The sequence below is a fragment of the Celeribacter sp. HF31 genome (assembly GCF_011806455.1).
Lineage (GTDB): Bacteria > Pseudomonadota > Alphaproteobacteria > Rhodobacterales > Rhodobacteraceae > Celeribacter.
On the sequence record NZ_JAATOT010000006.1, the window covers coordinates 1 to 25,676 of the forward strand.

The window sequence follows — 25,676 nt, forward strand, 5'->3', positions numbered from 1 at the left end:
TCGAAACAGGTCTTTTTGACCTGCGTGTAGGGCTCCATCCAGTCAAGCACTTTGCCCTGTTCCGCCCAGAAAGACACTGGGTCTTCGACGGAGCGCTGGTACATGGTCTCGTAAGTCTCTGCATTGATATGCGCACTCGAGGCAAAAGCCTCAGAAGGTGCGGTCATCTTGGTCATGTCTTCCGACATCGTCGCCTCCCAACTCAAAACACGGCTCATTCACAGAACAAGCCTTCTCCTCGGGATAAGGTTTACAGAGTTTAAAATGAAAACGCGCCTGGCTTGAGACGTTTGGGACGGTTCTTTGTGAATATGTTCACGAAAATTTACTGATCTTTGTAAAATAAGTTAACAGATGAAAATATCATTAGTAGTCAATATGATGGCGGTAGTGTGTTTTTGTTTTTCGGTGTGACAGGTGATTTTTCAACATCTGAGGCACTCTGTACATTTTCTGTAAAAGGTCCGCTTTTACGAAATTGAAGGGGTGTGCTGCGGCTTTGGAGCACAAATAACGCGACTCGTCTCCAAGTCTCGAGGTGTTTTGCGGCATGACCATCGCAGTGAACATGTAGCTGTGCCCGGACGCGGTCCGGGCACTTTAAAAGAATCAGGATGCAAGGCGTATGTCGTCGCTGTCCTTGGTTGTCTTGAGCTGTGCGCTGTCGCGTTCAAGCGATGTCGCCTGTGCCTTCAGTGCTTGGAGTGCTGCAGTGGTTTCTTCAAACATTGCGGCATTATGCTGTGTCACCTGATCGAGCTGACTGACAGCTGTGGTGATTTCCGACAGGCCCACAGATTGTTCGGAGGCAGATGTCGCGATGGTCTGGACCAGGCCGTCCAAGTTGGTGACAAGAGATTCGATTTCTGTCAGGGCGCTGCCGGAGGCATTGACGAGCTGCACGCCTTCATCGACTTGGCGCCCAGAGGTTTCGATCAGTTTGGCGATCTCATTGGCGGCTTCCGAACTGCGTTGCGCCAAGGCGCGCACTTCGGAGGCCACGACGGCAAAGCCACGACCTGAATCACCGGCACGTGCCGCTTCTACCCCAGCGTTCAAAGCCAAGAGGTTGGTTTGGAAGGCGATGTCATCGATCACGCTTGTGATCTTGGAAATTTGTGTTGAGCTTTCGGCAATATCATTCATAGCCTGAACGGTGCGCTGCACCACATCGCGTCCAACAATGGAGCGATCTTTGGTCTGGCCGACTGTTGCAGCCGCATTTTTCGCGCTTTTGGCGGAGCTTTCAACGGACGCGGCGAGCTGAGTGATCGCCGCAGCGGTTTCTTCAAGCGAGGCGGCTTGGGTTTCCGTCCGTCGGCTCAGGTCCATGGAGGCGCTGTTGAGGTTTTCGGTTTCATTGATGATTGTCACCGCACCCTCCGCAATCGCGGCCGCCAGATGCGCAACCTTTTCGACCGCATTGTTGAAGTCGTTGCGCAGTTTTTCATAGGATGCCGGGAAAGCTTCGTCGATGCGCACCGTCAGGTCGCCGCGAGACATCGCCCCCAAACCCATCGCCAGAGTGTCAACGACGCGTTGCTGTTCTTTCAGGTTTTGCTCTCGCTCTTTTTCGACCAAAGCGCGTTCTTTCTCTTTTTCCAGGCGTGCTGCTTCCTGATCCTGACGATGTTGCTCTGCGGCCTCAGCTTCGCGCCGTTGCGTTTGGCGTTCGCGTTCGACATTGGCTTCGCGTTCCTGCGCCAGCTCAGCGTCTTTGATCGCCTGCTGTTTTGCCAGCTCCTCACGCTCAAGCAAAGCGTTCCTGAAGATTTCCAGCACGCGCGCCATCTCGCCGATTTCACTCTTGCTCTCGGTCATTGGCACGGGTGTCGTCGTGTCGCCATCGGACATTTCCGACATGCGGGATTTGAGTGCATTCAAAGGTTTGGTGACGCTGCGGACCAAGAGAGTTGAAATGCCGAGAAGGACGATGAGTGCAACGAATTCAACCGCATGCCCAATATTGCGCATGGTGGCGATCTGGGCTTCGATGTCAGACAGATAGGATCCGGTGCCAACAATCCATCCCCAAGGCTGAAATTCGGCGACGTAGCTAATTTTTTCTTCGTCTCCGTCGCTGTCGGGCTTGTTGAAGAAATAGGTGATCGTCCCGCGTCCTTGCTCTTTTACAAGAGAGGTCATGGCGACAAAGATGTTTGTTCCGCGGGTGTCGGCGTAGCTCGACATATCCTGGCCGATCCATTCCGGTTTGGTGGGGTGCGCGATCATGGTGTTGCTTTTGTCGAAGGCAAAGAAATAGCCAGCCTCATCATAATTGAGGGACATGATGCGCTCTTGCGCGATGGCTTGTGCCTCTTCGCGGGACAGATTTCCGGCCTGAACGTCTTTTTCGAGCATGTCCAGATTTGAGACCACTGTGTCGACAACATCACTCAGATGCTGTTCGCGCATGCCAAAAGACGTGTCGTAGGAGATTCTCAAGATGATTTGCGTGAGCGAAAGGATCATGATCATCGATACGAGGACGATAGCATAGATCCGAACGGAAAGTTTTGAGAGGAGTGCTCGAAGCATGTCGGCCCCATTTTTGCGAGAGATGAAGGTCAATTTCGATCAAAATGGGCCGCCGCGTCTTAAGATTTGGTGTATCGTTTGTCTTTCTGCGAAACTTGGGTTTGGCGTGATGGGGTTTTATCCATTTAAAATATTGAAAATAAAATATTTTTATATGATCTGACGTGCTGGGGTGATGTGGTGACAATATGATTCTAATTAGAGCTAATGTGGACAGTACCGTTGCGCTGAATGGCGGTTCGATCAGGGCTCACTGAGGGCTTATTTGATCAGTATGACCATTTATTGTGCGCAAATTCACGTCATATCCGAATTTCACAGATATTCGCCGGAAAGCTCAGAGATGTTTGGGGTAAAGACTGCAAACGTTTGCATTTGGGCGATAAGCCTCCCCTAAAGACAGATCGACGCGTAAAATCAAATGCCTCATATGAAATACGATGCGATGGTCGTGGGCTCAGGCGCTTCCGGCGCTGTATCTGCACAAGAGCTTACCGAACAGGGACTGACAGTTCTGATGCTTGAAGCTGGACCAAAGCGGGTCGCGACGGAGTTCAAGCGGCGGGGCGTTTGACCATTCGGCACAACGCGGTTGCAGCGCGTTTTTTGAGCGAGAATGGTGCGCGTGCGACCAGGGTCGAGTCTCTGGATCGCACCACGTGGCAAAGCCGTCAGGTCCATGCGGATCACATCGTACTCAGCGCCTCTCCCATCGAGACCGTGTGCCTGTTGTGGACTTCGAAATCCGATCAACATCCCGATGGTGTCGGCAACAATGCCGATCCGTTCACTCGCGTCATGTTCAGAAAATTCTTCCATGAATCCATGAGCATAGGCGCTGCGATCCGTGAAAGTGGAGGGGAAATCGTGGGCGCCGATCCCTCGAGCTCCGTGCTCAACGCTTGGGAGCAGGTCTGGGAGATGTCGAATGTGGTCGTGGCCGATGCCAGTGCGTTCCCGCGCAGCGGTGTGGCCGGGACGACGCTGACCGTGATGGCGCATGCCAAACGCGTATGCCGCCATTTGGCGCGAGGGTCAAACTCGGCCAAGGCGTGAGTGTGATATTGGCTCTGGTCTGAGCGGTCAGATCGGGGCGATGCTGCCGCCGGGAAACAGTTTGGCGGGATACTCGATCGACGCACCTTTCGGTGGTTCGCCACTGTCGATCATATCGATCAAAAGCTGCGCGGCCTGGGCCCCGAGATCCGTCATGTTCTGGTCGAAGGTACAGATCGGCGGACGCATATAGCGCGAGGCGGTCAGCCCGTCGAAGGAGATCAGCGACAGGTCGTCCGGGATGGCAAGTCCCGCATTCAGGATCGCGCTTTGAAAGCCAATCGCTGCCTCATCCGCCCAGCAGATGACAGCCGACGGCCTGTCGTCGAGGGCGAGATAGGCCGCGGCGGCGTCGATGCCCGATTGCACGCTGAAATCCGCACGAAATTTCTGAAGTCCGGTGTCGCTGCCAAAGCGTCGGATCAGGCCTGAGCGCACGCCCGCCTCGCGTTGACGACTGTGGTAGCTGTTGTCCGGGCCGGAGATGAAATAAAAACTGGTGTGCCCAAGATCGGCGAGCGTGTCGATGGCATCCATCATGGATTGTCGGTCGCTGGTCACCACCGAGGGGATGTTGAGATGCGTGAGGTCTTCGGACAGGCTCACGATGGGCAGGCCGCAATCTTGTAGCCGTCGACCATGAAGTTCATAGGGTTGTTCGGCCATCAGGATCAGCCCGCTGGCTTGACCGCCATAGGCGAGTTGCAGGACGTGATCCGCCGTCGCCTCCGTTTCATCCATATGGACCACATTGAGCGCATAGCCCTGTTTGCGGCATTGCGCGCCGATGCCGTATTGCGCCTCGGTCGTGATTGTCGAAACGCTGGTCGCCTTGTGGTTCGGCATCACGGCGAGAAGGGTTTTCGTGTGGCCGAGACGGAGGTTCCGGGCGGCAATATTCGGATGATATCCAAGCTCCCTCGTGACGGCCAAAACCTTGTCCCGGGTCTTGGCGGACAGCCGTTCAGGATGGGCCTGCGCGCGGCTCACGGTCGAGATGGAAACCCCGGCTGCGCGCGCGACATCGTGAAGGGAGGCTTTCTTAGAGCTGGTCTCTGTCATCGAATCATTCCCTTTACAAATAGGGATTACCCTCGCGTGAGGGGGCAGGATTGGCAAACAGACTCTGCGCAGGTTTTTCTCTGGTTGAAAACGTTTGCAGTCCTGTGTTGAGTCTTTGTGTAAAAACACCTGCGGTCCCAGGGGATGGACGAAAAATTGCGATTTTGAGCGAAGTCATGCTTGTCCGGGGAAAATTTTTTGCAAACGTTTTCATCGGCGGTCTGCGAGATGTCAGACCTCAAAAAACGCACAAAGCTCTGATCCGCCGGGTGCCCGTTCCAAGCGGCAGCTCTCCGGACAAGCTTCCAAAATCGGGCAAACGACCGCGAGGAGAGACATGCAAAGGCTGACCCCGTGTGCGAAACCAAATTCGCCGTCGATCTGATCACTTTCTACGACCCCGATTTCTGGGGTGTTGAGCGCGCGTAACAGATCGCCGGGCTGGCGGCACGTGAACCATAGGCCTTTTGGGACAAGATGCTCGATGCGCTGGCCGAGAGCGGCGTGAAAGGGGTTGCGGTTCATCGCGGCCTGTCAGGCGTCGGGCGTGTCCGACGGGCGCTGGACCGCGCTCTGACGACCCGTTTCTTTAGGCTTTCAGACTGTCCAAAATGCGATCCATCATCGCGTCACAGGCGGCCAGTTGCGACAGCGTGACGTATTCGTCGGGCTTGTGTCCCTGACCCTCCATCGAACCGGGGCCGCAGACCACGGTGGGGATGCCAAGCCCCTGAAAGAACCCGGCTTCGGTGCCGAAAGCCACTTTCGTCACCGCATTCGTTTGCGCGAGCGTTTTCGCCAACGTCACGATCTCCGCCTCTTCCGGCACATCGAGGCCGGGGTAGGCGTTGACTTCCGTGACCTCGATCCGCGCCTCGGGGCACTCTGTCGCGAAGCGCTCCGTCACGCGCTGGGCAGCGGCATAAATCCGGGCGGCAATGTCATCTGCGGCATCTGCGGCCAGGTGGCGGTATTCGAACCGCATCTCCGCCCGATCCGGCACGATGTTGAGCGCGGTGCCGCCCGTCAAAGTGCCGAGATGCACAGTCGAATAGGGCACGCCGTAGGCCGGATCGCGGGCGCCTTCGGTGGCATAAAACGCCTGAATTGCGCGCAGCTCAGAGGTGAACTCGGCGGCCAGATGCAGCGCATTGGTGAACAGGGGCGCCAGCGCCGAATGGCCGCTTTCGCCATGACAGACCGCCTCAAACGCCGCCTTGCCCTTGTGCCCGACGGCGACCTGCATCTCCGTTGGTTCACCCACGAAACAAGCGCGGGGTGTGCCCAAAGCCTGAGGCAAGGCGCCGAGCATCTTTTGAATGCCGACACAGCCGATTTCTTCGTCATAAGAGATCGCGAGCTTGAGCGGGTCTTTCAGTGGGGCCTTCGAAGCCCGATCCGCCAGCGCCAGCATGGCGGCCAGATAGCCCTTCATATCCGTCGTGCCCCGACCATATAGCCGGTCACCCTCGCGGGTCAGGCGAAACGGATCGCGGGTCCAGTTTTGTCCCAGGACCGGCACCACATCGGTATGCGCCGACACCATGATCCCGTCGCCCAGAGGCCCCAACACAGCAAACAGCCCTGCCTTCTGACCGCTGGCATCCGGCACGCGGGTCACGCGAAAGCCGCGGGTGCTCAGATAGTCTTCGACAAACTCGATCAGCGGCAGGTTGGACTTGGCGCTGGTGGTGTCAAAGGCGATCAAACGGTCGAGAAGGGTCAGGGTGTCCATGGTGTGCTCGGGTGTGGGCGGCGGGGTCAGAGCCCCGCTGCGACTTCGGTGATGGCCTCGCGCAGGATGCCCTCGATCTCGTCGATCATTGCCTCATCCATGATGAGGGTCGGCGAGAGGATCAGGACATTGCCCAGAGGCCGGGCGATGAGACCGCGTTTCTGACAGGCGCGGGCGACCTTGAGGCCAACCTCGGCCTCGGGGGCATGGCTTTGCTTGGTGGCGCGATCCTTGACGAATTCGAGGCCGATCATGAAATGGCTGCCGCGCACTTCGCCCACAAGCTCGATGTCCGACAGGCCTCGGAGTTTGCGTTCGAAATAAGCGCCGGTGGTGCGGACACGCTCCGGGATGCCTTCGCGTTCCATGATCGCAATATTGGTCAGCGCAGCAGCGGCGGCGGCGGGGTGACCCGAATAGGTCATACCATGCAGGAACATGCCGTCAGGGCCGGAGATCACGTCGTGAATCTCGTCAGACACAATCGTGGCCGACATCGGTTGATAGCCGGAGGTCAGGCCCTTGGCGGTGTTGATGATGTCGGGCGTGGTGTCGAATACGGCCTCGGAGGCAAAGAAATGCCCGAGACGGCCAAAGGCGGTGACCACCTCGTCGGCGATATATTTGATGTCATGCGCGCGACAGATGTCCTGCATCCGGCGGTGATAGCCCTGGGGCGCTGCGATCACGCCGCCCGCGCCCTGAATGGGTTCGGCGATGAAGGCACAGATGTTTTCCGCCCCGATACGGTCGATGTTCCGGGTCAGATCGTCTGCCAGCGCGTCGAGGAATTCCGCTTCGGTCATCTCGCCGCCCTCGCGCCAGAAATGCGGTGCGCGCAGGTGATGCACCAACTCGGAAGCGGCGGTCCAGCCCTCTGAATAGCCGGGCGTGGTCATCGCCATCGAGAGGTGGGTCGAGCCGTGATAGGCGCCGTGACGGGACAGCACCTTGAGCTTGTTCGGGCGGCCCTTGCGGATGTTGTAATGGTGCAGGATGCGGATCGCGCTGTCATTCGCGACAGAACCGGAATTGCCGAAATAGACCGCGTTCAGATCGCCGGGGGCCAGTTGTGCAAGCTTTTCCGACAGGGCCGCGGCCGTCGGGTGGGTGAAGTTGTAGAAGGTCGAATAATAGTCGAGGGTCTGCAATTGAGTGGCGATCGCCTCGATCATCTCGCGCCGCCCGTGGCCGATGTTGACGCACCAAAGCCCGGCGATGCCGTCGATCATCTTTTGCCCGTCATTGTCATAGACATAGGCCCCCTCGGCGCGGCTGATCACGGTGCGCGCACCTTGGGCCTTGAGCGCGTTGAGATCGGCGAAGGATTGGATGAGATGAGCATCCTGGTCGAGGATGGCGGCGGTTGAGGAACGGGCAAAGGTCATGATCTGTCTCTTGGGCTGTGTCCGGAAAGGCGGAATCGGGGCGAACTACCCCTTTTCATACAGATCCCTTTTCCTTTATTTCTATAGCGGGGGTATATACCCCCAAGGAGGTATGCAGGAGCACCACCCCTATGAGCACTGCCCCTATGAGCACAGCAGAGCATCTGGCCGCAGCCATCGCCACCCTTGGCGAAGAGGGCTTTCCCGCCGCGCTCACGCAATGGCTGCACGCGGAGCTGGCCTTCGACAATATGACGCTTTTGAGTTACGTCGAGGATGCTCCGCCGACGCCGGTCTACCGCGCGGCGCGGGACCTGCGCGTGCATGCCCGGCTCGACAGCGCCTATCTCAACGGCGCCTACCTGCTCGACCCGTTCCACCAGCTGCATCTCGACGGGGTGGCGGAGGGGATTTACCGGCTTCAGGACATCGCCCCGGATCATTTCACCCGTGGCGATTATTACCTGACCTATTACGCGGCGACGACGCTGACAGATGAGATCGCCTTTCTGATCACGCCCGCGCCGGGGGTGAGCGTGATGGCCTGTCTGGGGCGCGATGCCACGACGAACCGCAAATTTTCCGCCCGCGATCTGGCAGAGGTGGCGCGGAGTGCGCCGATCTGTCTGGCCCTGATGCGGCGGCATTGGGCGGGGCTGTCTGGCGATCTGACGGGCAAGGCGGGCGAGAGCGTGCCGGATCGTCTGCGCCGCAACGCCGCCACGCTGGGCATCGCTTTGACGCCCCGACAGGCCGATGTCGCGTTCCTGATCCTGAAAGGTCATTCGACCCCCTCTATCGCATTGCGGTTGTCTGTCAGTCCGCAGACCGTGAAAGTCTTTCGAAAACAACTCTATAGCCGCTGTGGCATCAGCTCTCAGGCGGAGTTGTTTTCGCTGTTTCTGCCACTGCTGGGCTCGCCAGAGGACCGCTGATCTCGCGCGGCACGCCGCCCGGCGCAAAGCCGTCGCGCACCCAGCTTTGGGCGAAATCGACAAAGCTGCGCACCACATGGGTGGTGTCTGCGTGGGGCGGCATCAAAAGCCCCATTTTCAAAGGCCGCAAATTGCCCGCCAGCGGAATGAATTTCAGCGCCTTGCCATCCGGCGACAGCCCGTTCAAAGGCCGCAGGTTGGCAATGGAATAGCCAAAGCCATTGGCCACCAGACTGCGGACCACGGCGATGTCGCGGGAGCGTTCGGAAATCTCCGGTTTGATGCCCTTGTCCTGAAAAAACGACAGGAAATAATCCGCGCTTTGCGGCAGATCGAGCAAGACCATCGGCAGGCTGCGCAGCTCTTCGACCTCGATCTCGTCCCGGTCCGCCAGCGGGTGATCTGCGGAGATCAGCACGAAAGGCGGCATTTCGATCAAAGGGATAAAGCTCAGATCGGGCGGCACCACCAGATCATAGGCCAGCGCCACGTCGATCTCGGCGCGCCTGAGCGCACTGACCAGCTCGTTGGCGTCATATTCGCTTTGTGCAAACCGCACGTCGGGGAATTGGTCGGTGAAATCCTTGCGCAGGGCCGGCAGGACCACCTGGGCGAAGGTCAGCATGCAACCGACCATGATCGGGCCGCGCACCTGACCGGATATATCCCCGGCCAGATCGACGAGGCGGTCGGCCTCGCGCAACACCGCGCGGGCCTGATCCATGAGCACCCGCCCGGCCTGGGTCAGGGACAGCCCCTGCGCGTGTTGGCGCACGAAAAGCGGCATGCCGAATTCGGTTTCAAGCTGGGAAATCGCCGTCGAGATCGAGGGCGAGGACACATTGACCCGCCCGGCGGCCACCGTGATGCTGCCCGCCTCTCCGACCGCGACGAAATATTCAAGCTGTCGGAGAGTGAAACGGATCATAGGGCGCCTTTTGTCCATGCTGCGGCTTACAGTTTGTACTTGATCCACGTGGTTTTCAACGCCGTGTATTTGTCGAGCGAATGGAGCGAGAGATCGCGCCCGAAGCCCGATTGTTTCATGCCGCCGAACGGCGTCTGGGCGGAGAGCGCATCGACCGTGTTCACGGAGACGGTGCCGACGTTCAGACGCTCAGAGACCCGCAACGCGCGGCTCAGATTGTCGGTCCAGACCGAGGCGGCGAGGCCATAGATGCTGTCATTGGCCATGGCGATGACCTCGTCCTCGCTGTCAAAGGGGATGACGGCCAGAACAGGCCCGAAAACCTCGTCGGTCGCGATCGGATCGTCCTGGGCCACATCGCCAAAGATCGTCGGCGCAACGAAGCAGCCCTTGCCCGCAAGCGTCACTCGTTCGCCGCCGGACACCAGCCGGGAGGTCGCCGTGGCAGACTCGATGCGGGCCAAGATGGCGGCGGTTTGCTTTTCATCGACGATGGCGCCGAGTTTGGTGGCGGGATCGAGCGGGTCGCCGGGGGTGAGCGCCTCGGCGCGGGATTTCATCAGCGCGAGGAACTCGTCCTGAATGGAGCGCTCGACATAGAGCCGACTGTTGGCGGAACAGACCTGCCCGCCGTTGAAGAAAATCCCGAAGGCGGCCATATCGGCGGCGGCCTCAAGGTCTTCGCAATCGGCGAAAATGATGTTCGGGCTTTTGCCGCCGGTTTCCGGCCAGACCTGTTTCAGGTTCGATTGCCCGGAATATTCCATGAATTTCTTGCCCACAAATGTCGAGCCGGTGAAGGCCAGGCAATCGACATCCATGTGCAGCCCAAGTGCCTTGCCCGCCGTCGCGCCAAAGCCCGGCACGACGTTGAACACCCCGTCGGGGATGCCGGCCTCTTGGGCCAGTTCGGCGAGGCGCAAAGCGGAGAGCGGCGATTGTTCGGCGGGTTTCAGGACCACGGAATTGCCCGCCGCCAGCGCAGGTGCGGATTTCCACGTCGCCATGTCGAGCGGGAAGTTCCACGGCACAACGGCGCCGACAACGCCCAAAGGCACGCGGGTCACAAGGGCCAGATCGCCCGCGCCGGTGGGGGCCACTTCGTCATAAAGTTTGTCGATGGCCTCGGCATACCATTGGAAGAAATGCGCAGAGCCCGGCACATCGACGGTCGCGGCATCCGTCACGGGTTTGCCCATGTCGAGACTGTCCAAAAGCGCCAGCTCAATAAGGTTTTCGCGAATGAGATCCGCGAGTTTGAGCATCACCGCCTTGCGCGCACCGGGATCCATCCGCGACCAGCGTCCGTCCTCAAAGGCCGCCCGCGCGGCCTTGACGGCGCGGTCGATGTCGGCGGCGTCGCATTCGGCGATCTGCGCGATTTCCGCGCCGGTGGCCGGGTTGATGGTGGCAAAGGTCTTGCCGGACAGCGCATCGACGAAGTGCCCGTCGATGAAGGCTTGCGTGCGAAATGTCAGTGCGGCTGCGTTTTCTTGCCAGTCGGAAAAGCTCAGTTCCATGGGTGAACCTCTTAATTGTTGCGGCCTTGGCCGCGCATGTCTTTTGTGCGCCAATGTCCGGCGCTTATTCGTCGCCCGGCACGCCGTAGGAAGGCGCCTCGCGCGGGTCGAGGGCGCGTTGGACATAGGCGTCGAGTTGGGGCTTATAGACCGCCCAGGCGGTGGCGATGGCCTCAATCGGGCAGTCCTCCGTCCAGTCGCAGCGCAGATCGGCGACGGGCCAGGAGACGCGGTCCACGATCTTCATCCCCGCCGAATGCACCGGCCCCGCTTCACCACCGGCGGCGAGGCCTGCGCGCATCGCGGCGATCAGCCGGTCGCCGATATGGCCGGTGCTGGACAGATAAGCCTCCACGATGGCCTGCGGCACGCCGTCATTGGCCAGAAGATTGCCGCCGGAGGCGACATTCTCGGCGCGGGCTTCGGTCCAGATGCCCAGAGAATTCGGGCCGGAATGGATCGCCGTGCAGCCCTGGGCGTCGACGGCAAGCACTTGTCGGTAGTCGATGAATGTCCCCGTCGCCTTGATCTCTGCAATCGCCTGTGCCGCAGTTAGCCCCTCTTCCATCAGATCGAGGGTGAGAGGGCCAAGTGTCGGATCGGTGACGTTTTGCGACGACACCGCGCCGACGCCCGCGCGCGCATAGGAACAACGCGCGGCGACGGCCGGGGAGGAGGACGAGATTGCGACACCGAACATGCCGGTGTCAGGGCAGCGGGCGACGAGGGAAAAGGTCATCGGATCAGGCCTCTTTCGGGGTGTAATCATCCGGGATCACGGCTGTGCCGTCGATCTCGACCAGCCAGTCGGGACGGGCCAGCGCGTTGACCACGAGGCCTGTGGAAACGGGGTGCACGCCTTTGATATATTCGCCCATGGTGCGATAGACCGCCTCGCGGTGCCGCACGTCGGTGATGTAGACGACCACTTTGACGAGATGCTCCATCGCGCCGCCGGACTCTTCGATCAGCTGACGGATGTTCTGCATGACCTTGTGGGTCTGCTCGACCGGGTCGTGGCTTTCGATGTTCTTGGCGTCATCGAGGTTCTGCGGACACTGACCGCGCAGCCAGACCGTTTTCCCGCCCTGGGTGACGACGGCCTGACAGAGGTCGTTGTCGAGGTTCTGCTCGGGATAGGTGTCCTTGGTGTTGAAAGTGCGGATGCGCGTATGTGCCATTGTGGCCTCCATAGGGCGGCCGAAGTGTGCATCGGGCCGCCGGGTCTTGAAAAAATCCCCCGTCCCACAGTGGAAAAAGGGAAGGGAAAGGAACGGGGGAAGGGGACGTTATTGCAAGAGGTCTGTCCAGACTTTGGTCACAAGATCCTGCGCCGCCGGGCTACAGGCCTGGGCGAAGACCACGGGGACGGTCGGGAAGAGCTCCGGCGCGTTTTCCGGCGTGTAGAGCGCTTTGCTCTCATCAATCTCGACCGGCGCGGAGTGGGCGTAGTAGTTGTATTGCTCGGTGGCGTTCTCGACGGTGGACATGAAGTCGATAAAGGCTTTGGCATTGTCGACATTCGCGGCCCCCGCCGGGACGACAAAGCTGTCGAGCCAGCCGACGAGACCCTCTTTCGGGGCGGCATATTCGACATTGGCGCCGGAGTTGCGCAGGCGCAACGTGTTGCCATCCCACCAGAAATGCGCGGAAACCTCGCCCGAACCCAGACGGTTCTCGATGTTGTCGGAGGTATAGGCGACGACGGCGGGTTTCTGTGCGGCGAGGAGGTCATAGACCTTTTTCATCTCGGCCTTGTCCTCGGTGCAATATTCGATGCCGAGGTAGAGCTGGGCTGCGGAGACCACCTCATCGGGGTAGGACAAAAGCGCGATGGAGCCGGCAAGGTCGGTCGGTTCGAACAGCACGGACCAGCTGTCGACCGGGCCGTCGTATGTGTCGCGGTTCACCGAAAACCCTGCGGTGCCGTAGGCGAGCGGGATGGAATAGTCATTCTCCGGGTCCCACCACTGGCCTTTCCAACGCTCATCGAGCTGGGCGTAGGCGGCCATATCGGCGGCGTCGATGTCTTCGAGCAGGCCCTCGTCGGCCATGATTTTCACGAAGTGCTGCGAGGGAGTCACCAGGTCATAGCCCGAAGAACCGGCCTGAAGTTTGGTCAGCGCGTCCTCGTTCGACGAGAAGCTGTCGACATTCACCTCGATGCCGGTTTCTTCCGTAAATTTCGCGATCAGATCGGGGGAAATGGAATCCGCCCAGGCGTAGATGTTGAGCGTGCCTTCGGCGGAGGCCGCCCCCGCCAGAGGCAGGATCAAAGTGGTTGCGAGCAGCAGTTTCTTCATGAGTGTCTCTCCTTGTTGCGCCCTAGATGTTGTTGGGGAGGCCCAAGGGCAGGGCCGTAGGTGATCAGCCGCGCCGCATGGCCCGGACGTTGAGGATCAAAACGAGGGTTGCCATGATCAGCGAGGCGGCGATCAAGAGCGTCGAGATGGCGTTCAGCTCGGGCGTGGTGCCTTGGCGGATGAGGCTAAAGATGTAGACGGGAAGCGTGGTCGCACCGCCGGAGTTCAACAGGTTCGAGGTGATGAAATCATCCATCGACATCACGAATGCGGTCATCGCACCGGCGAAGAGGCCGGGCATGATCATCGGCAGGGTGACCAGACGAAAGGCGGTGAAGGGCGAGGCGTAGAGATCGCGCGCGGCCTCTTCGAAATCCAGTGACATGCCCTGAAGCCGTGCCCGGATCGGCAGGAAGGCAAAAGGCGTGCAAAAAGCGGTATGGGCCAGCACCAGCTTCAAAAGCCCGTTGGTGAGCCCGATCTGGGAAAACAGGATCAACACGGCTACGGCCAGCACGATCTCCGGCAGGATCAGCGGCAGGTTGACCACGGTTTCCGACACCCGGCGGAATTTGAGGTCCGTCGCCCGCGTCAAAACGATGGCGGCCAAAAGCGCGATCAACGTGGCGCAGACGGTCGAGATCACTGCCACTTTGAGCGAGATTTCCAAGGCCCCCATCAGGGCCGCGTTGTCCAATGCGGTGGCGTACCATTTCGTCGAAAACTCGGTCCAGACGGACACCAGCCGGTTGTCGTTGAAGGAATAGATCACGACCACGGCGATCGGCAGGTAGAGCCAGAGAAAGAACAGGATGCTGAAGGGGCGCAGGCCGGGATAGGATCGGATGTTGTGCTGTTTCATAGCGCGGCCTCCATCTGGCTTCTGGCGCGCCGGGCGTTGAGCAACAGCACCAGCACCACGAGGACCAAGAGGACCATGGCGATGGCCGCACCAAAGGGCCAGTTGCGCGCACCGCCGAATTGGGTCTGGATCAAGGTGCCCATCATCAATTGCTTGCCGCCGCCCAAGAGCATGGGTTCGAGCACCGTGCCGAGACAGGGCACGAAGACAAGGATGCTGCCCGCCGTCAGGCCGGGGGCGGCGAGCGGCAGGATCACGCGTTTCAGTGCCGTCCAGCGACCGCCGTAGAGGTCATGGCTCGCCTCAATGAGCGCCGGGTCTATTTTCTCGACGGAGGCATAGACCGGCAGGATCATCAGCGGGATATAGCTATAGACCATCCCTGTGATCATCGCGCCGGGTGTGAAGAGAAAGCCGGAAATATCCGCGCCACCGAACATCCGATACACACGCTCCAACAGGCCGTCATTGCCCAGAATGATCAACCAGGCATAGACGCGCACGATCATCGAGACCCAAAACGGCAGGGTCACGAGATAGAGCAGGATGATTTTCAGCCGGGCAGATTGCTGGGAAATGTAATAGGCGACGGGCAGGGCGAGCAGCAGCGAGATCAGCGTGGCGCCGCCGGCGAACAAAAGCGTCCGGCCGATGATCGCGACATATTTCGGATCGAATTCCAGCTCGTCGGTCCAGCCGACGCTGTAGAGGATTTGCTGGTAGGAGCTGAGATCGAAGGACCAGGTGAAGCCGCCATAGGCGCCGCGTTCGGCGACGCTGACGCCCGCGACGATCAAGATCGGGATGATCAGCGTCAGGATCATCAGCGCCCAGGCGGGCACAAGGCCCCAGAACCGAAAGGACTTGCTCATTGGCCCAACACCCGTGCGTCTGTTTCGCGAAAACCGACCTGCACCGTGTCGCCGATCTCAAGCGAGTCCTGATGCGAATGCGCATTGCGCCGCGATAGCCGCAGGGTCTGGTCGCCGATCTGCACAGTATAGTGGGTAAACCCGCCCATGTAGTTGCGCGCCTGCACCGTGCCGGAGAGGATCACGCCTTCGGCCTGATCGCCGACGCCGATCTTTTCGGGGCGGATCGACATGGTCGCGGGGCCAAGCCCCGTCACGCCCTGATGCGTGGTGGTGATCTCTGTGCCCAAAGCCGTGCGGATCGTCGCCGTGCCGCCGTTCAGCGCGATCACCTCGCCGTCGAGGAAATTCGTATCGCCGATGAAATCCGCCACGAAGCGATTGTGCGGGTCTTCGTAAATCTCTTTCGGCGTGCCGATCTGTTGCACCCGGCCCTTGCCCATCACTGCGATGCGGTCGGACATATCGAGCGCCTCTTCCTGATCATGGGTCACGAAGACAAAGGTGATGCCGGTTTCGCGCTGCAACCGGCGCAGCTCGTCGCGCATGGCTTGCCGCAGTTTCAGGTCGAGCGCGGAGAGCGGTTCATCCAGGAGCAGCACCTCGGGCTCCGCCGCCAACGCACGGGCCAAAGCGATCCGCTGCCGCTGTCCGCCCGACAGTTGATCGGGTTTGCGCGCCGCGAATTGCTCCATATGCACCATCTCAAGCATCTCGCCCACGCGCGTCGTGATCCGCGCCTTGTCCCAGCCGAGGTTCTTGAGCCCGAAAGCGATGTTCTGGCTCAGCGTCATATGCGGAAACAGGGCGTAGTTTTGAAACACCGTGTTCACCCGGCGCTTGTGCGCGGGCATCTGGGCGATCTCGTGACCATTGAGCAAAAGCGTGCCCGAGGACGGCGTCTCGAACCCGGCGATCATCCTGAGAAGCGTGGTCTTGCCACAGCCCGACGGCCCCAGAAGCGTGAAGAATTCGTTCTGGAGAATCTTGAAATCGACATGGTCGAGCGCCGTGTAATCGCCGAAATTTTTCGACACGTTCACGACTTCGATCGCGGAAGAGCGGCTCATGCGTTTGGTCCTTGGGTCAGGGCCAGCTCTGGCGGCTGGCTTGTCGAGCTGATTGGTCGGGCTGGCTTATCGGTCTTTCAGGCGGCGGAGAGGATCATGCGGGCGCATTTCTCCGCGATCATCATCGTGGGCGCGTTGGTGTTGCCACCGATCAGGGTCGGCATCACGGAGGCATCCGCCACGCGCAGGCCCTTGATGCCACGCACCTTAAGGGTCTCCGGATCGGTCACGGCCAGATCGTCGGTGCCCATCTTGCAGGTGCCAACCGGGTGGAACACGGTCAGAGCGGCTTCGCGCAGGTAGTCCAGAATCTGCTCATCGGTTTCGACGGCTTTGCCGGGCAACATTTCCTTGCCGCGAATGCCGTCAAACGTGCTGTCGCCCAGAATGCTGCGCGCCACTTTGATGCCTTCGACCAGAACCTGCGCGTCCTGCGGGTCGGAGAAGAATTTCGGGTCGATCTCCAGCGCGCCGTTTTGGCCGAGGCGAATTTCGCCGATGGATTTCGGGCGCAGCACACAGGTGTGGACCGCGTAGCCATGGCCATATTCGACCACCCGCCCACGGTGGCTGCGATAGCCGGGGACGAAGTGGAACTGAATGTCCGGGGTGTCATTGGCGTATTTCGTGCGGGCAAAGCCACCGGCCTCGACGTAGTTGGTGGTGAACATGCCTTTGCGTTGGGCCAGCCAACGGAAAGGCGCGGCGATGATCGAGGGCAGGTTGAGCACCGACAGGCCGAGCGTTTTGGTGGAATTCGAGCGCACCGTGATCATGCCATCGACATGATCGCGCAGGTTCTGACCCACGCCCGGCAAATCATGCGCCACGCGCACGCCCGCCGCCTGAAGCATCGCAGCCGGACCGATGCCGGAGCGCAGCAGCAGTTCGGGCGAATTGATCGCCCCGGCCGACAGGATCACCTCTTTGTTGGCCTTAAGGGTGGTTTGCCCATCGGGCCCGGAAATCTCGACGCCGGTCGCTTGGCCACCCTCGACGATCAGGCGTTTGGTGTCCGTGCCGGTCAGAATGGTGAGGTTCTGGCGATCGCGCACCGGATGCAGGAAGGCGCGGTAGGAGGACCAGCGTTTGCCGTCATGCTGCGTCACGTTGTAAATGCCGAGGCCTTCCTGGGTCTCGCCGTTCATATCGGTGTTTTCCTCAAGACCCGCCGCGCGGCCCGCCTTGATGAACATCTTGCCCACGGGATTCGGGTCGCGGTGCAATTCGACATGCAACTCGCCGCCGGTGCCGTGGTATTTCGGGTCCTGACCGATGGCGTTGTTCTCGAGATCCTTGAACACCGGCAACACGTCGTTCCACGCCCAGCCGTCGCAGCCCAGCTCCGCCCAGTCGTCGTAATCGGAGGCAGCGCCGCGGATGTAGAGCATCGAGTTGATCGCCGAGGAGCCGCCCAACGCCTTGCCACGGTTGAGCGGGATGCGGCGGTTTTTCAACTCGGGCTGCGGCACGCTCATGTAGCTGTAGTCGTATTTCGGATCGTTGTAGAGCGACAGGATGCCTGCGGGCACCTGCACGCGCGGCGAGGTATCCTTGCCGCCCGCCTCGATGATGCAGACCGTCGTCTTCGGGTCCTTGGACAGGCGATTGGCCAACACACAGCCTGCCGAACCGGCGCCTACAATGATGTAATCATATGTGTCTTTGTGCATTGGAACCTCGCGTTTTCTTACGTGTTAGGTGCCAGCGCCGCGGGCGTGATGCCCATTCATAAGATTTAATGCACTGGTTAGGATGGGTCTAATGTCATTAATATCAGTGTCTTATGTGGAATATGGGAGTCTCCTCTGGCGTGTGTGCTGATTTTTTGATCAAAGTGACTGTTCTTGAGACATAAGTTGGAGGCGGAGGGAAATGGGCGAGCCGTGCGAGGTTGGCGCAGAAAATCTGCGCATGTGACGACATGAAAATGCCCTGCTCGGTGAACCGGGCAGGGCTGGGGAAGTCTTGTGATTTGTGTCTGAGTGTCTTGCCTGCCTCAGGCGTTGGCCACGGCGCCGGAGTGATCCGCCTCGGGGCCTTCGTATTCGGCATAGGTGCGACGTGTGGCGATGTGATCGGCGATGTATTTCGCATCGTGCCAGACGCCCCAGATAAAGGTCGAGCCGCGCCGGGACAGCCAGGGAAGACCGAGGAAATAGACGCCCTGTTCGGTGGACACGCCGCGCTGATGCGCCGGTTTGCCGTTGTCGTCAAAGGCGTCGACCTTGAGCCAGCTGTAATCCTGACCGAAGCCCGTCGACCAGATCACGGTTTTCACGCCGGCAGCGGCCAGATCCAGCTCGGAAAGCGGGTTGATCATGCACTCCGGGTCCGGGCGTTTGAGGCGCGCGGCGGGCTCTTCCGGCAGGTCCAGCCCGTTGCGCGCGATATAGTCATCCGCTGCATCCAAAAGCGAACGCAGATTGTCATCGCCGCCGTCGACATTGGCGACCAGATCGGTGCCAAAAAGCACCTTGCCGTCGGTGTAGCTGTTGGTGCGCCCGACAAGCGTCATGCCGCGCGCGGCGAGATCGCGAAAGTCGATGGTCTTGCCGCCATCGGCTCCGCTCACGGCAATGGTGACATGCTCCTTGCCGGGCTCCATCGCCGGAGCATCCCACAGGCCCAGAACGCCCAGCCACCAGACGAAATCACGGCCACGATAGCTGCGCGGCGGGCGGTCGTGGGGGCCGACGGAGAGGTAGACCTTGCGCCCGGCTTTCATCAGCTCTTCGGCGATCTGCACGCCAGAGGAGCCCGCGCCCACCACCAAGACCGCACCGTCTTCAAGCTGATCGGGATTGCGGTAGGCGCTGGAATGCATCTGCGTCACGGGCGCTTCAGTGGGGATCACCGGCGGGATCACCGGGGTCTGGAACGGCCCGGTGGCGGCAACCACGGTGTTGGCCTCATAGGTGCCGTCCGAGGTCTCGACGATGAACCCCGGCGCGCCGTCTTTTTTGCGCACTTCCTTGACGTCGACGCCGCAGCGGATCGGCGCGTCGATCATTTTGGCATAGTCTTCGAAATAGTCCGCGACGCTGTCTTTCGGGACAAAGTCATCCTGGTCGAAGCCTTTGAAGTCCAGACCCGGAAAGCGGTCGTGCCAGGCCGGACCGTTGGCGACCAGCGAATCCCAGCGCTCGCTGCGCCAGCGTTCGGCGATCCGCGAGCGTTCGAGCGCGACGTGCGAAATCCCAAGCTTGCCGAGATGCTCACACATCGCGACCCCCGCCTGTCCGCCACCCACAACAAGGGTTTCGACCTTTTCAATCGCCATCGGCTCTTCCTTTCATGACATCGTGCATCTGCGCTGATCCGCGCCTTTGCCCTGATGATTACGGAAGAGCCGGGACAGCGAAAAACATGATTTATTGAAGCCTTGATTTTGTTTCAGCTAATCACTGATCGGGACCTGCGTCACGGCATAGGAAAACATGGCTGGCCGACACCTGCATTCAGGTGTGATCTGATCCGCCGTCGGCAGAAGAAAACAGGATATGAAGGTATAGGGAATTTGGTGGAGCCTAGCGGGATCGAACCGCTGACCTCCTGCATGCCATGCAGGCGCTCTCCCAGCTGAGCTAAGGCCCCAAATGACCGGTTTTGCGCCGGTCAGACGACTGTGCGGGTGGGCGTTTCCCGTCCGCCCGCGCTTCCTATTTTGTCTCGCCAGACGTTGCAAGCGAAAAAATGACAGGCAGATGAAATTTCCCATCTGCCTTGTCGGGTGATCCTCAGATCAGTCCTCGTCGTCCGCGGCAACGTCGGCAATCTCGTCGAGGGAGACGTTATCGTCATCCTCGTCATCGTCGAGAAGATCGTCATCGAGATCGATGTCTGCATCATCATCGACCAACAGATCATCCTCGTCGTCGAGATCGTTGGCGGGTTTCGCCTGTTCTTTTTCGGTGATGGCAACGCGGGACTTGTTGTTCACGTCAAACGTCACGATCTCACCGGTGTAGGGAGACACGATCGGATCGCGGTTCAAATCATAGAACCGTTTGCCGGTGGTGGGGCAGACGCGTTTTACGCCCCATTCCTCTTTGGGCATGATGAATCCCTTTCGTTTAATCTGATCCATATGTGGAGACCTGCGGGCCATGCCATATCGCAAGGGAGCTGTCAAAGGCTTTTCCCTCAAAAAATGGTAAAGAGCGTGGCCTCGGCTCCTTCGCCACGATATGTGGGGAGAGTGGACCAGAGAGGCAAGTATGGGCGACATTATTCTCGACGGAAATCCGCCGGTGGGTGTGACTTTGCGGCGCTCGAGCCGGGCAAAGCGGCTGTCTCTGCGGGTGTCGCGTCTCGATGGCCGAGTGACCCTGTCGATGCCCGCGCGGTTGCCGGAGCGTGAGGCCTTGGCGTTCTTGCGCGAAAAGGAAGACTGGATTCGCAAACATCTCGGCACGCGGGCGCCGGAGCAGGCGGCCGTTTTCGGTGCCTCTGTGCCGTTTCTGGGACGCGAGGTGGAGATCGTGCCGGGACTGGGGCGGCGTGCCCTGTTGAAAGACGGGTGTCTTGAGGTGCCCGGTGAGCCAGCGCGTGTTGCCGCAAAGGTCAAAGCTTTTCTGAAACTCGAAGCCCAGATGCGGCTTCGCGAGGCTTCGGATCGTTACGCAGCCATTCTGAAAACCGATTACGGCCGGATCACCCTGCGCGATCCGCGCTCGCGTTGGGGGTCCTGCACCTCGGCGGGCAATCTCATGTATTCCTGGCGTCTGGTGATGGCGCCTGCGGCGGTGCTCGACTATGTCGCCGCCCATGAGGTGGCGCATCGGTTGGAGATGAACCATTCGGATCGCTTCTGGGCCCATGTTGCGCGGGTCTGTCCCGATCATGCCGCGCATCGCCGCTGGTTGCATACAGAGGGTGAAAAGCTACACGCCTGGCGGTTCGAGACGGATTGACATTCCTGGCTTTGTGATCACATTTGCGCGCATGATTACGCCCACGATCCGCCCAACCGAGACCCCGACCGTCGCGCATGATCGCGTCTACCGCGCTCTGCGCACGCGGATCATGCATGGCGAATTCCTGCCCGGTCAGGCGCTGACCCTGCGCGGCATCGGCAAGATGTTCGATGTCTCCATGACGCCCTCGCGTGAGGCGGTGCGGCGGCTGGTGGCGGATGGGGGGCTGAACCTTTCGGCTTCGGGTCGGGTGAGCACGCCGGAGCTGTCAAACGAGCGTTTGGAAGAACTGGCCTCGATCCGGGCGCTGATTGAGCCGGAACTGGCCTCTCGCGCGCTGCCGCGGGCGCATATGGCGCTGATTGACCGGCTTCAGACCATCAATGGCACGATTGCCGAAATGGTCGCGAAACATGACGACGTGGGTTACATCCGCGCCAATCTCGAGTTCCACCGCACGCTCTATTTGCGCGCGCAGGCGCCTGCGATGCTGGCGCTGACGGAAACTGTCTGGCTTCAGCTCGGGCCGACGATGCGGGCGCTCTATGCGCGGCTCAACCGGACCGAGGTGCCGCATAACCATCGCTTGATCGTCGCGGCGCTGCGGGCGGGGGATGAGCCTGGGCTGCGGCTTGCGGTGCGCTCTGATGTGACGCAGGGGCTGCGGATGCTGGCGGTGTGAGACGGCTGATCCCTAATTTTATTAAAATTTTTCAAAAATTGAATTTCAGCGACGGAAGCTGCGGAACATCGCGTTCAAAGCCTTGAAACGCACAACAACTGGTTGGGACATGCCCAAAGCACAGGGACACCGACGCCATATCCAGAACACGACAGACATCTCCGAAGAGGAGGCCTTCGGTACTTTTGGCGCGCGCCAATCGTTGGAGGGCCCTATAAGAGGCTTTCCGCCGATATGTTTTTTTTCCATTGGCCTTTGTTTGACCATGGGGGCTATTCAGCCCTGACAGTTTCCGGCCCTTATCACCCCCCCCCGATGACGGGTCGGACGAGAAGGGATCGCATTTTGGCGGTCCCTTCTCACCTTCCTCTCCCAATCAAGCCTTTCCCAATCAAGACTCCGCTCCGTGGCTTGACCTTTTCTGCGCCGCAGAGTCTTTTGGGTGAGACAGAGTGGCGCAGGGGCAATGAGAGGGGCAATAAGCATGGCACGTTATCTGGAAATGACCGAAATGATGACGCCGGATCTGGCGAATTTTTCGGGCAAGGTGCATGGCGGCGCGCTCTTGCGTCTACTCGATCTTGTGGCCTTTTCCTGTGCTTCGCGCTACTCGGGGCAATATGCCGTGACGCTGTCGGTCGATCAGGTGATGTTCAAACAGCCGATCCATGTGGGCGAGTTGCTGCATTGCCGCGCGACGGTGAATTACGTCGGCCGCACCTCGATGGAGATCGGCATTCGGGTCGAGGCGGAAAACATCCGCACCCAGACCGTGCGCCACACCAATTCCTGCTATTTCACCATGGTTGCCGTAGATGATACGGGCAAATCCGTGACCGTGCCGCAATTTACGCCAGAGACGGAAACGGACAAACAACGCTGGCGCGCCGCTGAGCTGCGCAGGGAATTGCGTATCGAGCATGCCAAGCGGCTGGAAGAAGCGGCCAAGGGGTGACGCTCAGGGGGCAAACTCTGTTGGAGGTTTCGGCCCCTCTTCGGGGTAGGTGATGGACAAGAGCGGCTGAGAAAACCCTGCGCCAAACATCATGAAAATTCCCCAACGCCTCGGATCACCGGTTGGTCCTTCCATCCATCCGATAGACCACTCGGGCTCGAGGCTGTGATCGCGCGGTAAGTCGGGGGTGTAAGTATCTCTTAACTCCTCCAGAGAGGACTCGAGTTGTGCCCGATCTCTTTCAAGGTTGAAGTGCCCAAGTTCATCGGACACGTAGCAAGAGCCCGATGTATAGCTGAGGGAAAAGCCGTCGCGAGGATGTAGAAAATCTACATCTTCCGATGTGATTTGCACGCGCACCAAATGGGTGAGATCGGGGAATGTCCCGGTCTTGAGCGGTTTGAGGCAATAGGACTCAAAGAAATCCAGAAACCTATCTGACATCGGCACGCGACGCTCGACGATTTCCGATCCTGCGGCCCCCAGGCACAACCCGGATATGAGAATGCCCACGAAGGGAAACGGTTTGATTGTCATGCAAAATGTCTCAAAACCAAAAAGGGCGACCCTAAGGCCGCCCTGAGACTGTATTCTATGGGCTTGGATATCAAGCGTGGATCGGACCGTCGCCACAGGCCAGAGCGGCCTCGCGCACGGCTTCCGAGTAGGTCGGGTGGGCGTGACAGGTAAGGGCGATGTCCTGCGCCGAGCCGCCGTATTCCATCGCCACACAGATCTCGTGGATCATGTCGCCAGCCGCCGGGCCGATGATCGCAGCCCCCAAGAGGCGATCGGTTTCCGCATCCGCGATGAGTTTCACGAAGCCGTCGCCCTGGAACACGGCCTTGGCGCGCGCGTTGCCCATGAAGGAGAACTTGCCGACTTTCACTTTGCGGCCTTCTTCTTTCAGTTGCGCTTCGGTCTTGCCGACGGTGGCGACTTCGGGCGAGGTGTAGATCACGCCCGGGATCACGTCGTAGTTCACATGGCCATGTTTGCCGGCCAGAACCTCGGCGACGGCCATGCCTTCGTCCTCGGCTTTGTGGGCGAGCATTGGCCCGACGATGGCGTCGCCGATGGCGTAGATGCCCGGAACATTGGTCGCCCAATGCGCGTCGGTTTTGATCTGGCCGCGCTCGGTCATTTCGACACCCAGCTCAGAGAGGCCAAGCCCGTCGGTGTAGGGTTTGCGGCCCGTGGCCACCAGAACGACGTCGGCGTCGAGCGTATGCTCGCTGTCGTCTTTCTTGAGCTTGTAGTTGACCTTCGCCTTGGTTTTCGAAGCGTCTACGTTTTGCACGGCGGCGCCCAGAACGAAGTTGAGGCCTTGTTTCTCCAACAGCTTTTTGAAGGTGCGCTGCACGTCGGCGTCCATGCCGGGGGTGATGAAATCCATGAATTCCACCACGGTCACCTCGGCGCCGAGACGGGCATACACAGATCCAAGCTCCAGACCGATCACGCCCGCGCCGATCACGACCATCTTCTTCGGCACTTTCGGCAGTTCAAGCGCGCCGGTGCTGTCGACCACCACGCCGCCCTCGTTGTTCACCTCGACACCCGGCAAAGACGTCGGCACGGAACCGGACGCGATCACGATGTTCTTGGCCTCATGGACCTCATCGCCAACTTTGACCTTGCCCTTTTCCGGGATGGAGCCATAGCCTTTGAGCCAGTCGATCTTGTTCTTTTTGAACAGGAATTCGATGCCGCCGGTGTTCTGGCCCACGACGTCATCCTTGTAGGATTTCATCTGTGCCCAATCGACCGACGGGCTTTTGCCCTTGAGACCCATGGCGGCGAAATTGTGCTCCGCCTCATGCAGGTGGTGCGTCGCGTTCAACAGCGCTTTCGACGGGATACAGCCGACGTTGAGGCAGGTGCCGCCCAGCGTCTCGCGGCCCTCGACCACGGCGGTCTTGAGGCCCAGTTGGGCGCAGCGAATGGCGGACACGTAGCCGCCGGGGCCAGCGCCGATGATGATCACGTCGTAGGATGCCATGGTCTTCTCCTTGGTCAGATTTTCGAGCCGCTCAGATCAGCGCGGCGATGAACAGAATGGCACAGCAGAGCAAGGCGATCATCCAGATATAGGACCGCCACGGCTGCCAGCCGAAAGCATAGGCGGGCACATAGAGCACCCGTGCGATCAGATAGACCACGCCCGCGCCGAGGGTGACGGCGCTCGACTGATCCGTGAGGTGGATCAGGAATACGCCCGCAGCGAAGAAGGGGAACATCTGAATGTGATTGTCATAGGCGCGCAGCATCCGCGCCGTGGTCTTGCGCATCTCGCGGCTGGGCGCGCGGTCGCGGGGGCTTGTGGTGTAGCCCGGCCCCAGATCGACATTCGCCATATAAGAGGCCACCACGAATTGCGCGATGTGCAAGAGGCCTGCGAGGGCGAGGAGGGTGAGGAGGGGGGTCATCAGAAGAAACTCGCAATGATCATGGCAAATGTGGCCAGAAAGCCTGCCGTGAAGATCACCGACCGCCACGGCACCCAGCCAAACGCATAGGCCGGAAGGTAGAGCGCGCGGGCGATGACGAAGAGCCAGGCGCAGAGCGCGGTGAAGACCGAATTGCTCTCGGTGAAAGACACCAGCACCACGGCGATGATGAACAATCCGATGTTCTCGATATGGTTTCCGAGCGCGCGGCGCAGGCGTTTCGTGTGATCGGAAAGTTTGCTCTCAAGATTGTCACGTGGGCCGACATTGCCCTCTTTGCCGACGTCGTCTTGCAAAGACCTTTGCGACCACATCACGGCGGCGACGTGGACAAGGGCGGTGGCGGCGAGAGCGGCGAGTTCGGGTGTCATTGCGTGAGACCTTTCCGGATGTCGATCTGT

The 25,676-nt window shown here is 59.9% G+C and carries 26 protein-coding genes and 1 tRNA gene; 6 read left to right on the top strand and 21 right to left on the bottom strand.

Annotated features, from left to right (window positions below):
• Together HCZ23_RS18355 and HCZ23_RS13440 are read right to left on the bottom strand one after the other, a co-directional pair.
• On the bottom strand, positions 1 to 218 hold a 218-nt coding region (locus HCZ23_RS18355; RefSeq protein WP_217703208.1), incomplete at its 3' end, for an acetyl-coenzyme A synthetase N-terminal domain-containing protein.
• Positions 219 to 609: 391 nt separating this feature from the next.
• On the bottom strand, positions 610 to 2,538 hold the full coding sequence (locus HCZ23_RS13440) for a methyl-accepting chemotaxis protein (protein ID WP_217703209.1): 1,929 nt from the start codon (positions 2,536 to 2,538) through the stop codon (positions 610 to 612).
• Positions 2,539 to 2,983: 445 nt separating this feature from the next.
• Here HCZ23_RS13440 and HCZ23_RS13445 point away from each other — a divergent pair, with 445 nt between their 5' ends.
• Entirely contained in the window at positions 2,984 to 3,112 is a 129-nt protein-coding gene (locus tag HCZ23_RS13445; protein ID WP_254870328.1) for an NAD(P)-binding protein, read from the top strand.
• Positions 3,113 to 3,144: 32 nt separating this feature from the next.
• A complete protein-coding gene (locus HCZ23_RS13450) occupies positions 3,145 to 3,594 on the top strand; it encodes a GMC oxidoreductase (protein WP_217703210.1) in 450 nt (149 codons plus the stop codon).
• 27 nt (positions 3,595 to 3,621) lie between these two features.
• Here HCZ23_RS13450 and HCZ23_RS13455 read toward each other — a convergent pair whose 3' ends face one another.
• The 3 genes from HCZ23_RS13455 to HCZ23_RS13465 all read right to left on the bottom strand — a co-directional run bounded on the left by HCZ23_RS13455 (position 3,622) and on the right by HCZ23_RS13465 (position 7,779).
• The gene (locus tag HCZ23_RS13455; RefSeq protein WP_167602262.1) at positions 3,622 to 4,656 is read right to left on the bottom strand and encodes a LacI family DNA-binding transcriptional regulator; all 1,035 of its coding nucleotides are present in this window, start codon (positions 4,654 to 4,656) and stop codon (positions 3,622 to 3,624) included.
• A 589-nt stretch (positions 4,657 to 5,245) separates the two neighbouring features.
• Positions 5,246 to 6,391 (bottom strand): acetylornithine deacetylase, encoded by a 1,146-nt coding sequence (argE, locus tag HCZ23_RS13460; protein WP_167602263.1) that lies wholly within the window; start codon positions 6,389 to 6,391, stop codon positions 5,246 to 5,248.
• Between the two features lie 26 nt (positions 6,392 to 6,417).
• Complete coding sequence (locus HCZ23_RS13465; RefSeq protein ID WP_167602264.1) at positions 6,418 to 7,779, bottom strand: aminotransferase class III-fold pyridoxal phosphate-dependent enzyme; 1,362 nt, start codon at positions 7,777 to 7,779, stop codon at positions 6,418 to 6,420.
• Positions 7,780 to 7,910: 131 nt separating this feature from the next.
• Here HCZ23_RS13465 and HCZ23_RS13470 point away from each other — a divergent pair, with 131 nt between their 5' ends.
• Positions 7,911 to 8,714, top strand: a complete 804-nt coding sequence (locus HCZ23_RS13470) for a helix-turn-helix transcriptional regulator (protein ID WP_167602265.1) — start codon at positions 7,911 to 7,913, stop codon at positions 8,712 to 8,714.
• Here the strand turns inward: HCZ23_RS13470 and HCZ23_RS13475 are convergent.
• The 12 genes from HCZ23_RS13475 to HCZ23_RS13530 all read right to left on the bottom strand — a co-directional run bounded on the left by HCZ23_RS13475 (position 8,650) and on the right by HCZ23_RS13530 (position 20,329).
• Positions 8,650 to 9,642, bottom strand: coding sequence for a LysR family transcriptional regulator (locus HCZ23_RS13475; protein ID WP_167602266.1), 993 nt, complete (start codon positions 9,640 to 9,642; stop codon positions 8,650 to 8,652). The genes HCZ23_RS13470 and HCZ23_RS13475 overlap by 65 nt on opposite strands.
• 26 nt (positions 9,643 to 9,668) lie before the next feature.
• Positions 9,669 to 11,162, bottom strand: a complete 1,494-nt coding sequence (locus HCZ23_RS13480) for an aldehyde dehydrogenase (RefSeq protein WP_167602267.1) — start codon at positions 11,160 to 11,162, stop codon at positions 9,669 to 9,671.
• 64 nt (positions 11,163 to 11,226) lie between these two features.
• Complete coding sequence (locus HCZ23_RS13485; RefSeq protein ID WP_167602268.1) at positions 11,227 to 11,901, bottom strand: DUF1028 domain-containing protein; 675 nt, start codon at positions 11,899 to 11,901, stop codon at positions 11,227 to 11,229.
• A gap of 4 nt (positions 11,902 to 11,905) precedes the next feature.
• Positions 11,906 to 12,343 (bottom strand): RidA family protein, encoded by a 438-nt coding sequence (locus HCZ23_RS13490; RefSeq protein WP_167602269.1) that lies wholly within the window; start codon positions 12,341 to 12,343, stop codon positions 11,906 to 11,908.
• 108 nt (positions 12,344 to 12,451) lie between these two features.
• A complete protein-coding gene (locus tag HCZ23_RS13495) occupies positions 12,452 to 13,465 on the bottom strand; it encodes an extracellular solute-binding protein (protein ID WP_167602270.1) in 1,014 nt (337 codons plus the stop codon).
• Positions 13,466 to 13,529: 64 nt separating this feature from the next.
• A complete protein-coding gene (locus HCZ23_RS13500; protein ID WP_167602271.1) occupies positions 13,530 to 14,327 on the bottom strand; it encodes an ABC transporter permease in 798 nt (265 codons plus the stop codon).
• Positions 14,324 to 15,199 carry an ABC transporter permease gene (locus HCZ23_RS13505; protein WP_167602272.1) on the bottom strand — a complete coding sequence of 292 codons (876 nt, stop codon included), beginning with the start codon at positions 15,197 to 15,199 and terminating at the stop codon, positions 14,324 to 14,326. The genes HCZ23_RS13500 and HCZ23_RS13505 overlap by 4 nt, the downstream gene beginning before the upstream one ends.
• Positions 15,196 to 16,269 carry an ABC transporter ATP-binding protein gene (locus HCZ23_RS13510; protein ID WP_167602273.1) on the bottom strand — a complete coding sequence of 358 codons (1,074 nt, stop codon included), beginning with the start codon at positions 16,267 to 16,269 and terminating at the stop codon, positions 15,196 to 15,198. The genes HCZ23_RS13505 and HCZ23_RS13510 overlap by 4 nt, the downstream gene beginning before the upstream one ends.
• A 77-nt stretch (positions 16,270 to 16,346) precedes the next feature.
• Positions 16,347 to 17,942, bottom strand: coding sequence for a GMC family oxidoreductase (locus tag HCZ23_RS13515; protein ID WP_167602274.1), 1,596 nt, complete (start codon positions 17,940 to 17,942; stop codon positions 16,347 to 16,349).
• A gap of 326 nt (positions 17,943 to 18,268) precedes the next feature.
• The gene (locus HCZ23_RS13520; protein WP_167602275.1) at positions 18,269 to 19,552 is read right to left on the bottom strand and encodes an NAD(P)/FAD-dependent oxidoreductase; all 1,284 of its coding nucleotides are present in this window, start codon (positions 19,550 to 19,552) and stop codon (positions 18,269 to 18,271) included.
• 238 nt (positions 19,553 to 19,790) lie between these two features.
• Positions 19,791 to 19,866, bottom strand: a tRNA-Ala gene (locus HCZ23_RS13525).
• A gap of 148 nt (positions 19,867 to 20,014) precedes the next feature.
• Positions 20,015 to 20,329 carry a TIGR02300 family protein gene (locus HCZ23_RS13530; RefSeq protein WP_167602276.1) on the bottom strand — a complete coding sequence of 105 codons (315 nt, stop codon included), beginning with the start codon at positions 20,327 to 20,329 and terminating at the stop codon, positions 20,015 to 20,017.
• 160 nt (positions 20,330 to 20,489) lie between these two features.
• Here HCZ23_RS13530 and HCZ23_RS13535 point away from each other — a divergent pair, with 160 nt between their 5' ends.
• From HCZ23_RS13535 to HCZ23_RS13545, 3 genes are all read left to right on the top strand, one after another.
• Positions 20,490 to 21,185 (top strand): M48 family metallopeptidase, encoded by a 696-nt coding sequence (locus HCZ23_RS13535; RefSeq protein WP_167602277.1) that lies wholly within the window; start codon positions 20,490 to 20,492, stop codon positions 21,183 to 21,185.
• A gap of 31 nt (positions 21,186 to 21,216) precedes the next feature.
• A complete protein-coding gene (locus HCZ23_RS13540; RefSeq protein ID WP_167602278.1) occupies positions 21,217 to 21,870 on the top strand; it encodes a GntR family transcriptional regulator in 654 nt (217 codons plus the stop codon).
• A 484-nt stretch (positions 21,871 to 22,354) separates the two neighbouring features.
• Positions 22,355 to 22,825, top strand: coding sequence for an acyl-CoA thioesterase (locus HCZ23_RS13545; protein ID WP_167602279.1), 471 nt, complete (start codon positions 22,355 to 22,357; stop codon positions 22,823 to 22,825).
• 3 nt (positions 22,826 to 22,828) lie between these two features.
• On the opposite strand, the gene HCZ23_RS13550 is transcribed toward HCZ23_RS13545, so the two are convergent.
• From HCZ23_RS13550 to HCZ23_RS13565, 4 genes are all read right to left on the bottom strand, one after another.
• On the bottom strand, positions 22,829 to 23,362 hold the full coding sequence (locus tag HCZ23_RS13550) for a hypothetical protein (RefSeq protein ID WP_167602280.1): 534 nt from the start codon (positions 23,360 to 23,362) through the stop codon (positions 22,829 to 22,831).
• Between the two features lie 70 nt (positions 23,363 to 23,432).
• Positions 23,433 to 24,827: a dihydrolipoyl dehydrogenase gene (gene lpdA / locus HCZ23_RS13555; RefSeq protein WP_167602281.1), complete on the bottom strand. Its 1,395-nt coding sequence runs from the start codon at positions 24,825 to 24,827 to the stop codon at positions 23,433 to 23,435.
• 31 nt (positions 24,828 to 24,858) lie between these two features.
• A complete protein-coding gene (locus tag HCZ23_RS13560; protein ID WP_167602282.1) occupies positions 24,859 to 25,254 on the bottom strand; it encodes an MAPEG family protein in 396 nt (131 codons plus the stop codon).
• Positions 25,254 to 25,646, bottom strand: coding sequence for an MAPEG family protein (locus HCZ23_RS13565; protein ID WP_167602283.1), 393 nt, complete (start codon positions 25,644 to 25,646; stop codon positions 25,254 to 25,256). Before HCZ23_RS13565 ends, HCZ23_RS13560 begins: the two co-directional genes overlap by 1 nt.
• Positions 25,647 to 25,676 lie beyond the last annotated feature (30 nt).